Origin of the sequence: Virgibacillus tibetensis, assembly GCF_036026595.1 — a bacterium.
GTDB lineage: Bacteria > Bacillota > Bacilli > Bacillales > Amphibacillaceae > Virgibacillus_P > Virgibacillus_P tibetensis.
In genome coordinates this window covers 127,442-139,944 of record NZ_JARZFX010000005.1, presented here as the reverse complement: position 1 = coordinate 139,944, position 12,503 = coordinate 127,442, and the positions used below count along the sequence as shown (strand labels likewise).

General features: G+C 32.2%; 17 protein-coding genes. 13 read left to right on the top strand and 4 right to left on the bottom strand.

Features of this window, described 5'->3' with window-relative positions; all coding sequences use genetic code 11:
* Positions 1-38: 38 nt before the first annotated feature.
* The 8 genes from QGM71_RS12205 to QGM71_RS12170 all read left to right on the top strand — a co-directional run bounded on the left by QGM71_RS12205 (position 39) and on the right by QGM71_RS12170 (position 4,742).
* Positions 39-215 (top strand): hypothetical protein, encoded by a 177-nt coding sequence (locus QGM71_RS12205; RefSeq protein WP_327607833.1) that lies wholly within the window; start codon positions 39-41, stop codon positions 213-215.
* A gap of 171 nt (positions 216-386) precedes the next feature.
* Entirely contained in the window at positions 387-1,145 is a 759-nt protein-coding gene (locus QGM71_RS12200) for a hypothetical protein (RefSeq protein ID WP_327607832.1), read from the top strand.
* A gap of 154 nt (positions 1,146-1,299) precedes the next feature.
* Positions 1,300-1,911, top strand: coding sequence for a serine hydrolase domain-containing protein (locus QGM71_RS12195; protein ID WP_327607831.1), 612 nt, complete (start codon positions 1,300-1,302; stop codon positions 1,909-1,911).
* 155 nt (positions 1,912-2,066) lie between these two features.
* Positions 2,067-2,477: an NUDIX hydrolase gene (locus QGM71_RS12190; protein WP_327607830.1), complete on the top strand. Its 411-nt coding sequence runs from the start codon at positions 2,067-2,069 to the stop codon at positions 2,475-2,477.
* Positions 2,478-2,551: 74 nt separating this feature from the next.
* Complete coding sequence (locus QGM71_RS12185) at positions 2,552-2,728, top strand: hypothetical protein (RefSeq protein ID WP_327607829.1); 177 nt, start codon at positions 2,552-2,554, stop codon at positions 2,726-2,728.
* A 168-nt stretch (positions 2,729-2,896) separates the two neighbouring features.
* Positions 2,897-3,775 (top strand): alpha/beta fold hydrolase, encoded by an 879-nt coding sequence (locus QGM71_RS12180; RefSeq protein ID WP_327607828.1) that lies wholly within the window; start codon positions 2,897-2,899, stop codon positions 3,773-3,775.
* A gap of 96 nt (positions 3,776-3,871) precedes the next feature.
* Positions 3,872-4,225: a VOC family protein gene (locus tag QGM71_RS12175; protein WP_327607827.1), complete on the top strand. Its 354-nt coding sequence runs from the start codon at positions 3,872-3,874 to the stop codon at positions 4,223-4,225.
* A gap of 112 nt (positions 4,226-4,337) precedes the next feature.
* On the top strand, positions 4,338-4,742 hold the full coding sequence (locus QGM71_RS12170; RefSeq protein WP_327607826.1) for a hypothetical protein: 405 nt from the start codon (positions 4,338-4,340) through the stop codon (positions 4,740-4,742).
* On the opposite strand, the gene QGM71_RS12165 is transcribed toward QGM71_RS12170, so the two are convergent.
* From QGM71_RS12165 to QGM71_RS12155, 3 genes are all read right to left on the bottom strand, one after another.
* Positions 4,731-5,264 (bottom strand): methylated-DNA--[protein]-cysteine S-methyltransferase, encoded by a 534-nt coding sequence (locus QGM71_RS12165; RefSeq protein WP_407703023.1) that lies wholly within the window; start codon positions 5,262-5,264, stop codon positions 4,731-4,733. The genes QGM71_RS12170 and QGM71_RS12165 overlap by 12 nt on opposite strands.
* A 3-nt stretch (positions 5,265-5,267) precedes the next feature.
* On the bottom strand, positions 5,268-5,846 hold the full coding sequence (locus QGM71_RS12160) for a bifunctional transcriptional activator/DNA repair enzyme AdaA (RefSeq protein WP_327607825.1): 579 nt from the start codon (positions 5,844-5,846) through the stop codon (positions 5,268-5,270).
* An 87-nt stretch (positions 5,847-5,933) separates the two neighbouring features.
* Entirely contained in the window at positions 5,934-7,226 is a 1,293-nt protein-coding gene (locus tag QGM71_RS12155; RefSeq protein ID WP_327607824.1) for an APC family permease, read from the bottom strand.
* A 432-nt stretch (positions 7,227-7,658) separates the two neighbouring features.
* Between QGM71_RS12155 and QGM71_RS12150 the strand changes: the two genes are divergently transcribed.
* On the top strand, positions 7,659-7,997 hold the full coding sequence (locus QGM71_RS12150; protein ID WP_327607823.1) for a hypothetical protein: 339 nt from the start codon (positions 7,659-7,661) through the stop codon (positions 7,995-7,997).
* A 719-nt stretch (positions 7,998-8,716) separates the two neighbouring features.
* Here the strand turns inward: QGM71_RS12150 and QGM71_RS12145 are convergent.
* Complete coding sequence (locus QGM71_RS12145) at positions 8,717-9,049, bottom strand: hypothetical protein (RefSeq protein WP_327607822.1); 333 nt, start codon at positions 9,047-9,049, stop codon at positions 8,717-8,719.
* Positions 9,050-9,489: 440 nt separating this feature from the next.
* Here QGM71_RS12145 and QGM71_RS12140 point away from each other — a divergent pair, with 440 nt between their 5' ends.
* The 4 genes from QGM71_RS12140 to QGM71_RS12125 all read left to right on the top strand — a co-directional run bounded on the left by QGM71_RS12140 (position 9,490) and on the right by QGM71_RS12125 (position 12,071).
* A complete protein-coding gene (locus QGM71_RS12140; RefSeq protein WP_327607821.1) occupies positions 9,490-9,789 on the top strand; it encodes a helix-turn-helix transcriptional regulator in 300 nt (99 codons plus the stop codon).
* Position 9,790: 1 nt separating this feature from the next.
* Positions 9,791-10,015 carry a hypothetical protein gene (locus tag QGM71_RS12135; protein WP_327607820.1) on the top strand — a complete coding sequence of 75 codons (225 nt, stop codon included), beginning with the start codon at positions 9,791-9,793 and terminating at the stop codon, positions 10,013-10,015.
* Positions 10,016-10,263: 248 nt separating this feature from the next.
* On the top strand, positions 10,264-10,836 hold the full coding sequence (locus QGM71_RS12130) for a hypothetical protein (RefSeq protein WP_327607819.1): 573 nt from the start codon (positions 10,264-10,266) through the stop codon (positions 10,834-10,836).
* A 566-nt stretch (positions 10,837-11,402) separates the two neighbouring features.
* On the top strand, positions 11,403-12,071 hold the full coding sequence (locus QGM71_RS12125; protein ID WP_327607818.1) for a DUF4062 domain-containing protein: 669 nt from the start codon (positions 11,403-11,405) through the stop codon (positions 12,069-12,071).
* The last annotated feature ends 432 nt before the right edge of the window (positions 12,072-12,503 follow it).

The window sequence follows — 12,503 nt, the reverse complement described above, 5'->3', positions numbered from 1 at the left end:
TAATGTAGAGATTATTTTCATAGAGGGGAGATAGAAAGTTGACGAAAGCTCGAATTAGACGTAGCCCACGAAATAATCCATCTTGGAGACCAATGAGTGTTGATGTATTAGATAGTTTCAGTCCATTATTTGAACGTAATGAACAATTGTTGCAACAAATTGATAAACGAAGGAAGTCAGCTATTTTAAATTTTATATTTAAAAAACTACCTTGAAGACTTCTATGACTTCTTTCTTTAGTGTTTCAGGGAAACTGAGATTAGTCCAAGTGAATAAATTGAAAGAGAAACGTCGATTTTTGATGGAAATTACGGTCGAACAATAGATATCGGTCTTTCACCAAACTTGAATGTATAAAAAGAAATTTGAAAGTAGGTGTCTTATATATGTATGCACCTCAGAATATTCTTAACGTATGGAGGAAATTTGATGAATTTCCTATGGAAAGATTAACTAAACTATGGTTTTTTAATCAAGATAGTCGTAAGAAGCAAAGGGATGTTTCTTTAATGAAAGAACACCGAAGTCAGTTTGGTATAACTGGAAACTGTTATGACCTTGCAATTTGGTTGCTCGATGAATTACAAAAAAAAAGAATTACAGCATATCCAATCGGTCATGACTTAAACAGTGAAGATGCTCATGTTGCGGTAATAGCTTTGGATGAATCAGGAAACCGTTATTTGTGCGATTTAGGTGATCAATGGATAAACCCAATCCTGGTTGATACAAATAGTGAGAATTATACAGAAGAAAAACTTAGTGGTTTTTTCCCTGGTGCAAACGTACAAGCAATCCCAAAAGGACAAGGTTTAGAGATCTTTTATCACAGATCAAATGGTAAGGTATCTAAACAAGTATATAATATTATCCCCATAGATATGGACTACTTCTTGCGGGCCGCTGAATATTCTCAGAATTTGATTAATCCAAAACCTTTATTAGAATGTAGAATTCCTTATAAAAATGAAATAGCACATTGGGAATTTAGCAATTGGGAGAGTTTTTTAAGTACAAGTGATGGTTTATTTGTTGAACAGAAGATAGATACAATAGAAAAATGGGCATTTAATATAAATGAAGTTACTGGATACGATATGAAGTTTTTGATTAATGTTTTGGAGCAATATAAAGAGTTATCATAATAAAATACCTTTATTTCCAAATTCTTATGGAATAAAAAGTTTACCATACGATATATAGATGGAATTGAATAGGTATATGATTTGCCAACAGTTGTTGGATGGTAATACAAATCAAGTAATAATAGAAAAATTTTTAAAAAATAATTGAAGAATAGTGTTAGCTTTATTGATAATAGAGTACCTGAAGGTAAGGAGAAATTATGATTATAGAGAGAAATTTAAACGTCAGTTCAAACCTGTAGTATCGCATGTAAAAGATACATCCCAAGTTTTAGACGGTTCGGGTGCAAGTGTAATGGTTATTCATAACAATAAAATCGTTATAGAGGAATATTGGGAAAAACACTCAAAAGCACCTGATGCAATACCTATTCAGGAAGAAACACAATTTCATGTGGCCTCTGTTCGTAAAAGTTATATTGGCTTTGCCGTTGCATACGCAATACATCATGGTTATATAGAGTCTATTGATGATGAAGTCAATAAATATCTACCTGTAAAGTACACTGAACTATTTAAAAATACTACGATTAGACACCTACTAACACATACCCATGGATTAAACACAGAAGAGGGAAAAATAATCCGAGAATTTGCTTCAGGACACAGCTGGGCATATCGTGATATGGGGATTGAGCTATTAACACAAATTGTAAAACTAACCACAGGAAAAACTATAGCTCAAATCCTTAGAGAACAGGTTTTTAAACCTTTAGAGTTTAACGAATCTGGATGGCATGATGAAGCAAATGAGAAATTAGTGTGATCCTTTTGGCGTGTGTGGCATTATTGGTTATCCCAAAAGAATGATATTGTTGGATACAGTTATAAAGTGTATATAGTACATATTTGATTCTCTGCTTAGTGATACGTTTTTAAAATAATGATCAGATGATAAAAAGTTATTGGGGGAGTGAGGTAATGGTTAGAGAAGATGTTGTTTATGCACTTATTTATAATCAAGCCAAAGAAAAAATTCTTATGGTGAAAAATGTGGGTTCTGCTTGGACTCTTCCTGGTGGAGCTGTAGAAAAGGGAGAAACGTTAGAACAGGCGATAATTCGTGAAGTAAGAGAAGAAACTAATTTAACAATTGAAATTGAACATATCGTAGCTGTAAATGAAGCCTTTTTTATAGACAAGGGAGTTCACCCAATATTCTTCACATTCAAAGTAAAAGTTATAGATGGGGAGATTGCTATTATAGATGAAAATGAAATCTCTGAAATAAAATGGGTTGATTTAGAGACCGCTAATGCTCTAATGCCTTATCATCCTAATGGAATCAGAAGTATACTATTTTCACGTTCTCCATATAGATTTCAAGGATAGAGCGATAATGGTAGGTGTAGTCTATACTTTTACTGGAATAGCAACACTAAAAAAAATAAGTAACAAACTAATGCTTGGAGATAACATATGAAAAAGTTATCGAATCTCTTAATCTAATGATTGATAAGCAATACCAAGGGTACACAAAAGACATTGAAAGACTAATAGAGAAGATTAATGTTGATATAGACAATATTGCTATACTTGCTCAAATTCCGCCACTTATTGAGAAGGATGAGCTTCCTCCTTAGATTTTGAGTTTTAGAGTGGTGTCTATACTCTCATCTTACTGAGGGGCTCTATTTTTATCAAACTCGAAATTAAGGCACTACAGGAATGCTAACGGGGTAGTTTAGTTGAATAAGGAAAAATCTAAAGAACAATATAGAATGAAAAAGAAAGAATATTAGGAGGTAAACATGGATAATGAATTAAAAAAACCAATAGATTTTGTTAATATAGAAGGACAAAAACTGCATGTCAATATTATAGGTGACGGAGAAGCTATCGTCTTCCTTCATGGTGGTCCTGGAAGTGAGCATCGATTTTTTCTTCCTCACGTTTTACCATTAGCCCAAAAGTTCAAACTGGTTTTATATGATCAAAGGGGTTGCGGTAAATCAGAACACGCTAAAAGTAATACATACTCCATGATAGATGAAGTAAAGACATTAGAATTATTACGCAAAGAATTGAAGTTGGAAAAAATGAACCTTTTCGGAGAGTCTTGGGGTTCTATGCTTGCCTTACTTTATGCAACTACCTACCCAGCAAGAGTTAATAAAATTCTTCTAACAGCTGCCATAGGAGTTACGGCAAAAGGATATAAAACTTTTGAAAAAGAACTATTGAAAAAAATCTCCCTAAAAGATAAAATAAAGTTTTTTAAGGCAGATAAAAAAATGAAAAAAGGTTCTGGAACTTATGAAGATATTTTAAATATTTTAGACCCATACTACGTATTTTCAGTCGATATTTTAAAAAGGAAAGAGAAGTCCAGTATAAATAGCTTTGTCAATCAATTAATAGGAGAAGATATTAAAAATAACTATGACTTAGGAAGCGAAGTCCATAAATTATCTGAAATACCAATTCTAGTCGCACAGGGAAGTCATGATATTATAACACCAGCAAAAATTAAAGAATTATTAATAAAGTACATACCACATGCAAAATTAATCGAAATTGAAAATTGCGGTCATTGGACTGTTGTGGAAAAGCCAGACAAAATGAATACACTAGCAGAAAATTTTTTCGGCCCCCCACTTGTTCGAACTGGTGCTTTAACAGAACAATGAGGTTGTCATTATAACGGTCTTTTATACTAAAGGGCAGGATATTATATTAAATATGTGGAATATTTAATAATCTCAAAAATTTAAAGGGGTGTTTTTATGGATAATCCTATTTTAAAACAAATCGGAACAGTATTTATCCCAGTAAGCAACATAGAGAAAGCGAGAGATTGGTACTGCGATATTTTAGGGTTAAAAACAGATGGGGAAATTCAGTTTGGTCATCTTTACGTTATACCTATGGAAGGTACAGGGATTGTGTTAGATAGCAAGATTTATTCAGAGGATAGAATATTTAGAGCTCCAGTATTCCACTTAAATACAAAAAACATTGAAGAAGCATTTCATTTTATGAGAAATAAGGGCGTTAATTTGATTACAGAAATTGAACATAATCATTATTTTAATTTCAAAGATCCTGATGGAAATATTTTAATGATTTGCGAATGTTAATTTTAAGCTAACTGGTGAGTTTCTATCTGTACTTATTGAGCTAACTCAGCAGGTTAGTGAAAAAAGATGGAACTGTCATTTAAGAGTAAACGTCTATTTTATGGGGGCATTTATGAAAAAAATAATTGTTTTTCTTTATGTATTTTTGCTGTTAACAGCTTGTTCTGGACAGGAAAAAGGGGAATTAACAAGAGTAGATGTTAAAAAGGTTAATACAGAAGGAAATTACGAAGATGTTGTAATGATAACAGATAACGAATCAATCAAGTTATTAAAGGAGGCATTCGAACATATCAAATGGGATGATAAAGTTGTTAATATGGCTAGAAAAGCAGATGTAAAAGCGACTTTGTTCTATACTTTTGATGAAAATATGCCTGAAAGATTAGTTGATTATGAAATTTGGTTTAATGAAAATGCAAGTACAGCAACGATTGTTAGCAATAATGAAAATAAAAGTTATGGAGAATTAGATAAGGATAATTCAGATACACTTAAAAACATCTTATTTAAGTAACGGTTGCTTTCTTATTTCTAGCTCCAGTAGCTGTTTCTTCATATCTATTCCTCCACGGTATCCAACTAGATCCCCGTTCTTACCTATAACTCTGTGACAAGGAATTATGATTAACACCGGGTTAGAACTAATGGCTTTTGCAACAGCACGAACAGAATTGGGGCTTCCAAGATTAGATGCAATTTGTGAGTAAGAATAGGTTTGCCCATACGGAATTTTTCTTAATTCATTCCATACAGCTAATTGAAACTCAGTTCCTCGTATATCAACTGGAAAAGTAAAAAAAGTCCTTTGCTGTTGAAAATATGCCATTAACTCAGCTAGAAAAGGCTGTAATTTTTCGTTGTTTTGTTCTAAATGATAATCTGGGAATGTCGATTTAAAATTATTAGTAACCTCTTTAAATTCGTTATTCTGAGTACCTACGTAGCAAAGACCCTTAGTTGTAGCAATGAGGTACACTTCCCTTTGGTTGTATGTGGCCATACTCCAATAAAAAAAATTATGATTTGTTTGCTTCACGTCCTAAATCTCCCTCCCACTTTTAATTCTAAATTGGGATGGTGAGCAACCGCATATTTTTTTAAATTGTCTGTAAAAACTTGAGAAATTTCTGTATCCTACTTGAAAGCAAATTTCTGTACTATTATGAACTGTAGTCAATAACAAATTCTGTGCTTCATGAATTCTTATTATTTCAAGGTATTTATGTGGAGTGAGACCTATTTTCTCCTTGAAAATACGGATTAAATAATACTGACTTATACCAATTTTGTCAGCAAGGATATCTAACGTGATCTTTTCTTGAAAGTGCTGTTCTAGATAATTTATTGCTTCCACCACTATTTCTTGTTGAGGATCATATATGTCAACAGATAGTTCAGGTTGACATCTTTTACATGGTCGAAATCCTTGTTGTATAGCCTCCACAACATTTTCAAAGAAACATATATTCTCATAATTTGGGGTTTTAGATTTACAAGATGGTCGACAAAAAATACCTGTTGTCTTTACAGCATAAAAAAACTTACCATCATATCTCTTATCACATTTAACTATTGCTTTCCACATTAACTCGAAAGAAAATTGAGTATTTGATTTCATGAAATAATCTCTCTCCAATCATTAAAGAATCTTCCAGCTAATGTATAGTCTAGGCTTTTCTATACTACAACCACTAAATTAATTATATTAAACTTTGAATTTTTTCCAACTTAGATTGCTTTTTTTATTTGAAGGCATAATCAATTTTTGAATTGTCATATAGCTAACATATAAAACAACAACAATAACCGGGACAAAAATGTACAATTGAAAAAAAGGTAGCACAAGGATACAAAAGATTAGTGATAATAAAGAGGACCACCAGGGTAAGGTTTTATTTTTAAAAAGTTTAACACCAGCAGCCATAGAAAAAATATACACAAACACTCCTAACGAGGTCGGTATAAATAAAATATCATTAAATGTCATTGTAAAAGACTCTGTAATAAGAACTCCTACACCTGCAAAACCAATTACAAAAACAACCATACGTCTTGGAATTTGTTTAATTGGATGTAAATGTGATAATTGTTTTGGAAACGCACCGTCTCTGCTCAAAGAGTATCCGAGTTGCGTCAGACTTGCTACAAATGCATTAGAAGTTCCAATACATATGAAAAATGCCAATATGGCGGTCACAATTTGTGCACCTAACCCTAGTGTTTCTCCCATTATAGCACCAATTGGTGAAAGGTCATTCTCCATATTTCCATATGTCCCGGTTCCTATTGTTACAAAACTCAGTGCTAAAAATAATATCCCTATGATTATTACGCTAATGATCGTACTATTAACAATGTTTTTATCGGGGTCTTTAAAGTGGTTAGCAAGGTTACAAATAGCTTCCCATCCAAAAAAGGCCCAAAATATTGCTGTTATTGCTGTTCCAATTGAGTACCATCCATTAGATGCAAATGGGGTGAAATTCCCCATATCTATACTTGGTATTGAAACTAAAACTGCAACTGTAAGTAATAAGAGTAAACAACCACTTAAGATTAATGCAACCTTACCACTTGTTTTAACTCCATTATAATTGGATATTCCTGCAATCAATAAAATGATGAACGCTATCCAAGTTCTTACAAAATCAGATAAACCAAACGCCTGACTAACGTAAAATGCCCCTGTTAAAGATACAATTGTTTGTCCAACTGCTGCAGTGACAAAGTAAAACCAACCTACAATATTTCCAGAATGGAATCCAAATGATCGTCGGACAAAAGTTGCAGCACCCCCGGCATCTGGATATTCACGTGCTAGACAAGCAAATGTGTAGGCAAGTGGAAGATTAGCAAGAATTACAATTATCCAAGACAATATGGATGCTGGTCCTGCAATAGAGGCAGTAACCGATGATATAAAAAGAACACCCGACCCCAGTATTGCCGCAATATACAATGCTATGCCTTCATATAAACCAATAGAACGATTTTCCATAAACATCCCTTCTTTCTGTTAAAACTTTACCACTTGGAGGGAGTTAAGTTCTTCTCTATTCTTGCGTTCTAATTCTATTATTGATTCAAGCTAAAAATAAATAAGTTGTTTACTCATTTTTGTTATAGAACTATTGGGTGCTTTAACGAAAGAAGGAGCTCTCGTTTTCGCACTTGTTTATTGGTTCCAAATTGTGTAGGATAAGATAAAAGTATGAGTGAAAAATTCCATATTTATTATAAGGGGGGACTTCTACTGGGTTAAGGAATCATAGTTTTGTATATTTTATTGTATAATGGAGTAATATGACCTTTGTTATACTCGGCGAAGAGGAATACTAAGAAGGCGTTGTTAGAAAATGTTTATGTAGGGAGTGCTTATTTTGTACAAATACAAGAGAATAATGGATTCTGGGAAAATTGAGGTGTGGCGATGAAAGGTTCTATTTACTTAATTAAGACTTCTGATCAGAAGCTAGTACCAGCCCTTTGTTTGAATTCGTTGGAAAAGTATTTAATACTTGCACAGTTAAGAAAAGCAACTTTTGAAGACATTTCCAATACTCAAAACAAAGCAAAGATGGGAAAATTCAATAAAGGAAAACCTGAAAGAGAGCATATCAAAATACGTGAGAAGTATGAGATAGATACAGTGTATATCGGTCAACCCCAAGGCTTAAAGTCTAAATCAGTTGTGATGGTTCGAAAGTTACATAAGGTAAAAAAACATGATTTAATAAAGGGTTGCAAAGGTAACGGAGGAAGAGGTTAAAAAGTGTAAGGATTTAATTGACCAAATAAACAATTCGGTTAATTTACATGAAGAACTACAAATACTGAAAAAGAAGATTCGATATGCATCATTTAATAACGAAAGGTACACAAAATATGAATTACGAATAGATGAAATCCTAAAAGAGATTGGGTATCCAATAATAAATAAAAAGAAAAAAACACCTTATCATAATTTAAGAGAAGTGCCAAACAAAGGATACATAAAAATATATGGACAAAGTAATTATTAAGTAGTTCCAATAATTCAAATGCTTAAAAGTATTTCAAAGCTGATTAAAACCCTAATAATATATGAAACTAATGGATTTTTAGCACATCCTAATGAAGAGTTTATAACAAACAAGAAGTGAAATTTGTAATTAAAACTGTTTATGGTTTGAAAAAATTGGTCTTCAAAACATCTTTTGGATGCCAAGCAATGAGCAACATAAAGAGCTGATAAAAAACTTCTTAGGCTGTAAAGTCTAACAAAAATAATAATAAAGAAAATCTTGTTTTTCCTAATTTTAAATACTTTATAACAAACAGATCTAATATAGGTCTCTTTTTTTAGATCAAAATTGAAATAGGAATTTATTTCCTTCTAACGGGTTTATACTCAGAAGAGTTGTAAATGAGATGTTAAAGATAAAAAAGTAAATACAATCAGAAAAAGAGATTCAATATTAAGCGGACACATGTCCGCTTAATATTGAATCAATGTGAATTGGCAATTAATTTAATTATTTCTCTTTTGTACTCAAAATATAAATTTACAGCTCGATAAAGCGATAATGTTCCTTCGTATTTAGAAATATACCCCTTGCTACCTTCTATACTTATGGAATGTTTTGGTTCTATAAATAATCCAGCATCTCTTTTACTATAAGTAAGTTTGTTAAGAATTGAAACTCCCTGATTTTTTTCAAAATGAATGTCTAAATCACCTTCAAATTTTTCAACTCTCTTGCATCTGGAAACTGCATCACCAATAACTCTTTGATTCTCGTATCTTTTTGAAAGATATTTCTTAAATTGTTCCGTATTCATTTACCCCATCTCCTTTTAATTCTATAATTATATTTTATATCAAAACATTGAAGACGGATTTAGCAATTTTTATAGCTAACAACTGTCATTAGCTGTAACCAGTCAAATGAAATCAACATATAAGATATCTATATTAGACTTTTTTGTGTAAGTACAACATAAGAGGATTTATGTTGAAGTGGTATAATATGCAATTGGGAAATCCTTATTAATTTAATTAAAAAGTTATGTATATAGTTTCATTTGGCTCTTTCGAAAGATGTGAACCCGCATTTTTCCGTTTGGCAAATTTTGAAACTGACTTCATAACTAACAATTATGTTTATAGATTATATTTCCAATAAAATGTAATCACTTTAACTTTTATTATTTCAAAATGTAAACTCATATTGCATTTTGCGTATAAGTTATGTATAATTGTAATTAGGAGGTGAAGTAACATGGGTTCACCACAATTAAATGAAAAAGATGCTGAGATAATAACAAAAAATCTAAAGTTACTTCGTCAAACAATGAAATGGACACAAGGAGACCTTGCAAAAAGAGTTGGTGTGACAAGACAAACTATAACTTCAATTGAAAGTGGTAAGGTTATTCCTTCTAAAACTTTAGCAGTTGCTGTTTTGGGCTTGTTCTCTACGCTATCTCTTATGCCAGTTGTAGGTATAGTTATAAAAGCAATACTGGAATCAACACAAATGAATGATGTTTTTAAAAATATGATAAAAGGAGATGATTAGTATGGAAAAGAAGGAGACGAAAGACAGTGTGAGAATCGGGTTTGGTGAATTCAATTTTGAAATGAGTGGAGATTTTGTTAAAGAAAATGGAAGGATTTTAGCAATCGGTGCTGTTTTTTGCGGTGTAATCATTGCAGGAGGGGTTACATATGCTATAACAAGAAATCCTGGTGTTGCCAAAGAAGTTGCGGGAAAAGTAGCTCAATTTGCACCAAAAGTAGTTTAAGTTTTGCTATTTTTTATAAACAAACAGGAAGATCAGTAAGCTAAATTGTAAATCTATTGGATAGTATCTATAATATGGTTATTGGTATAATTAAAAATAAAAATGTCATCTTCAATAGATATCTGAGAGTTAAAAAAACCTTGGCGTTGCCTATTGTTGATGACACTTTTTTGATTGAAACATAGTAAGTAGCAGGGCTAATGGCATTATATAAACATATTAAAAAACGATAGGGAAATGGAGAAAATATGCTAGAAGATAAGTTAATTTCAGTAGCCAGTAATTATTTTAATGATAGTGAGTTACAAAGGATTGATTCTTTAAGTTCAAATCCACACTTCGACAATCTTTTAACATTAGATAGGGAAATCGGTGGGATTGGTATTTTTAATATTAATAATGGAAGAACAGGGAGATATCATGTTGAAGACAGAGATATATTGCGCCCTTTGCAATATATTTATATGAATTTAGAATTGAGGGAGAACAGCCTTTCTTGGTTTACCCGTGATATTATTCATATGTGTGGATTACATCTGGAATCAATTATTAAACGGTGTACTAGGAAATATAGAACACCGTTAGGGAAGAGCCTATATGATAAAAAATTGATTAAAATACTAGATGCTAGAATTATATCAGAATTGGGAGTAATAGCTAAATTGTTTAACGCTGCTAAACATGAAGTAAGTTCATATAAGGATGAACATTTATTTAGTATAAAAGATGCTTTGTATTGTTATTTTATTACACGAAAATTAGCCAGTGAACTATACCGTCATGTTGAGTTATATACTAGCCCTGAAGTGTGGACTGATTAACTTGTAACAAATTTAAATATGTTTATAGAGGAGTGACAGACTGTTTACTACTTCATACTTTCTGGATGATTAAAGTTAAAAATCCATAGGTTTGGAATCGAAAAAAATATACCTATCGTACAAATCTATTGATTTCAATGAGAGTGGTCTTCCGCAAACGGGCCAGATTGTTGAATAAAGGAACTTTTCTTACGGTTGATCCGTAAAAAGTATCATAGTATTTTGTTTCACGTTTTCGTTATTCTTCTTGTAATTATGGTGGTTCTAACCGAAAGAAAATAGTTAGATATCTCTGTTTTAAGTTCGCATTGCCAAGGAGAAAGAAGATATAAGGATAAATATGGAAGTCTGTGCTAAAATGTGTATATGAGAAATGATTCAGGCATTTATTGTAAGAAGGGAGATACTATATTGAGTTATAATGCTAAGGTTTTCAACGTGATGATAGCTTCGCCGGGTGACGTAGCATCAGAACGAACAATTATACGTGATGTAATTTTTGAAATTCTTATGCACGCAATATTGTTTTACTTCCTGTTGGTTGGGAAACCCACTCCTCTCCAGAAATGGGAAACAGTCCACAAGAAGTAATTAATCATCAAGTAGTAGAGAAGTGCGATCTTCTAATTGGTGCGTTTTGGACGCGTTTAGGAACACCAACAAATAAATATTCAAGTGGTACAGTTGAGGAAATTGAAAAGCACATAAAGTCTGAGAAACCAGCTATGCTGTATTTTTCGAGTCAACCAGTTGCGATGGATACAGTTGACTTAGATCAAGTTACAAAACTAAAACAATTCAAACAGTCATGTCAAAGTAGAGGTTTATATGAGGAATACGATAGTCATTCAGACTTCAAGCAAAAGTTTTATCACCATTTACAATTAAAACTCAACGAACATCCTCTATTTAATGGTGTTAGTACATATGAAATTGAAGAAGTGGAATCCAAAACCTCGTTACCAGATTTATCAGAAGCTTCAAGGGTGCTTCTTAAAGAAGCAAGTCTTGATGATCAGGGGAATATTTTGTGTATAAGACATAAGGGAGGTACATATTTACAAACAAATGGTAAGAATATGATACCTTCTCAAGATAGAAGGGAGGTTGCAAAATGGGAAGAAGCATTAGAAGAACTAATCAAGGAGGGATTAATTACTGAAAGAGGAAATAAAAGAGAGATATTTGAAATTACAAACCTTGGTTACCAAATTGCAGATATGATCCAACTTTAGATAATCTATTCTCACTATTTATAGAGTGAGGAATAGTCTGTAGCTTTTATTCAACAATCGGGCGCTATTATGGAATAGTCTAAACCGATATAGAGAAGAAGGCTATCGCAAAGTAAAGATCAGACTGATTCATAATTAGGAATAGGTATTTACTAGTTTTTATAGCTAATTAGTTGTTAGAGTTGAATAACAAAACTAATGAAGAGTTTTATGTTAAATTTGAGATTGCAAATTTAGTGCAGAATTGATAAAAGAAAAAGTTGACCTACTTAATGAGCACGGTTTAGAAGTTTCTAAGGTGGGAGTGCCTTTACACAATACCTTAACGATTAGTGTCGAGAGAAAAAGTTCAAGGTGAACACGACTGAATCACCTTTTATCTATCATCAGCACTCCACACACGTTGAATGTGTGTCACAGTTAGTTCGTAAA

Bases quoted from the DNA above. Each gene is read 5' to 3' on its own strand.
- QGM71_RS12190 (WP_327607830.1), top strand. From the start codon at position 2,067: ATGGTTAGAGAAGATGTTGTTTATGCACTTATTTATAATCAAGCCAAA.
- QGM71_RS12200 (WP_327607832.1), top strand. From the start codon at position 387: ATGTATGCACCTCAGAATATTCTTAACGTATGGAGGAAATTTGATGAA.
- QGM71_RS12150 (WP_327607823.1), top strand. From the start codon at position 7,659: ATGAAAGGTTCTATTTACTTAATTAAGACTTCTGATCAGAAGCTAGTA.
- QGM71_RS12145 (WP_327607822.1), bottom strand. From the start codon at position 9,049: ATGAATACGGAACAATTTAAGAAATATCTTTCAAAAAGATACGAGAAT.
- QGM71_RS12130 (WP_327607819.1), top strand. From the start codon at position 10,264: ATGCTAGAAGATAAGTTAATTTCAGTAGCCAGTAATTATTTTAATGAT.
- QGM71_RS12170 (WP_327607826.1), top strand. From the start codon at position 4,338: ATGAAAAAAATAATTGTTTTTCTTTATGTATTTTTGCTGTTAACAGCT.
- QGM71_RS12140 (WP_327607821.1), top strand. From the start codon at position 9,490: ATGGGTTCACCACAATTAAATGAAAAAGATGCTGAGATAATAACAAAA.
- QGM71_RS12135 (WP_327607820.1), top strand. From the start codon at position 9,791: ATGGAAAAGAAGGAGACGAAAGACAGTGTGAGAATCGGGTTTGGTGAA.
- QGM71_RS12155 (WP_327607824.1), bottom strand. From the start codon at position 7,226: ATGGAAAATCGTTCTATTGGTTTATATGAAGGCATAGCATTGTATATT.
- QGM71_RS12175 (WP_327607827.1), top strand. From the start codon at position 3,872: ATGGATAATCCTATTTTAAAACAAATCGGAACAGTATTTATCCCAGTA.
- QGM71_RS12160 (WP_327607825.1), bottom strand. From the start codon at position 5,846: ATGAAATCAAATACTCAATTTTCTTTCGAGTTAATGTGGAAAGCAATA.
- QGM71_RS12180 (WP_327607828.1), top strand. From the start codon at position 2,897: ATGGATAATGAATTAAAAAAACCAATAGATTTTGTTAATATAGAAGGA.
- QGM71_RS12125 (WP_327607818.1), top strand. From the start codon at position 11,403: ATGGGAAACAGTCCACAAGAAGTAATTAATCATCAAGTAGTAGAGAAG.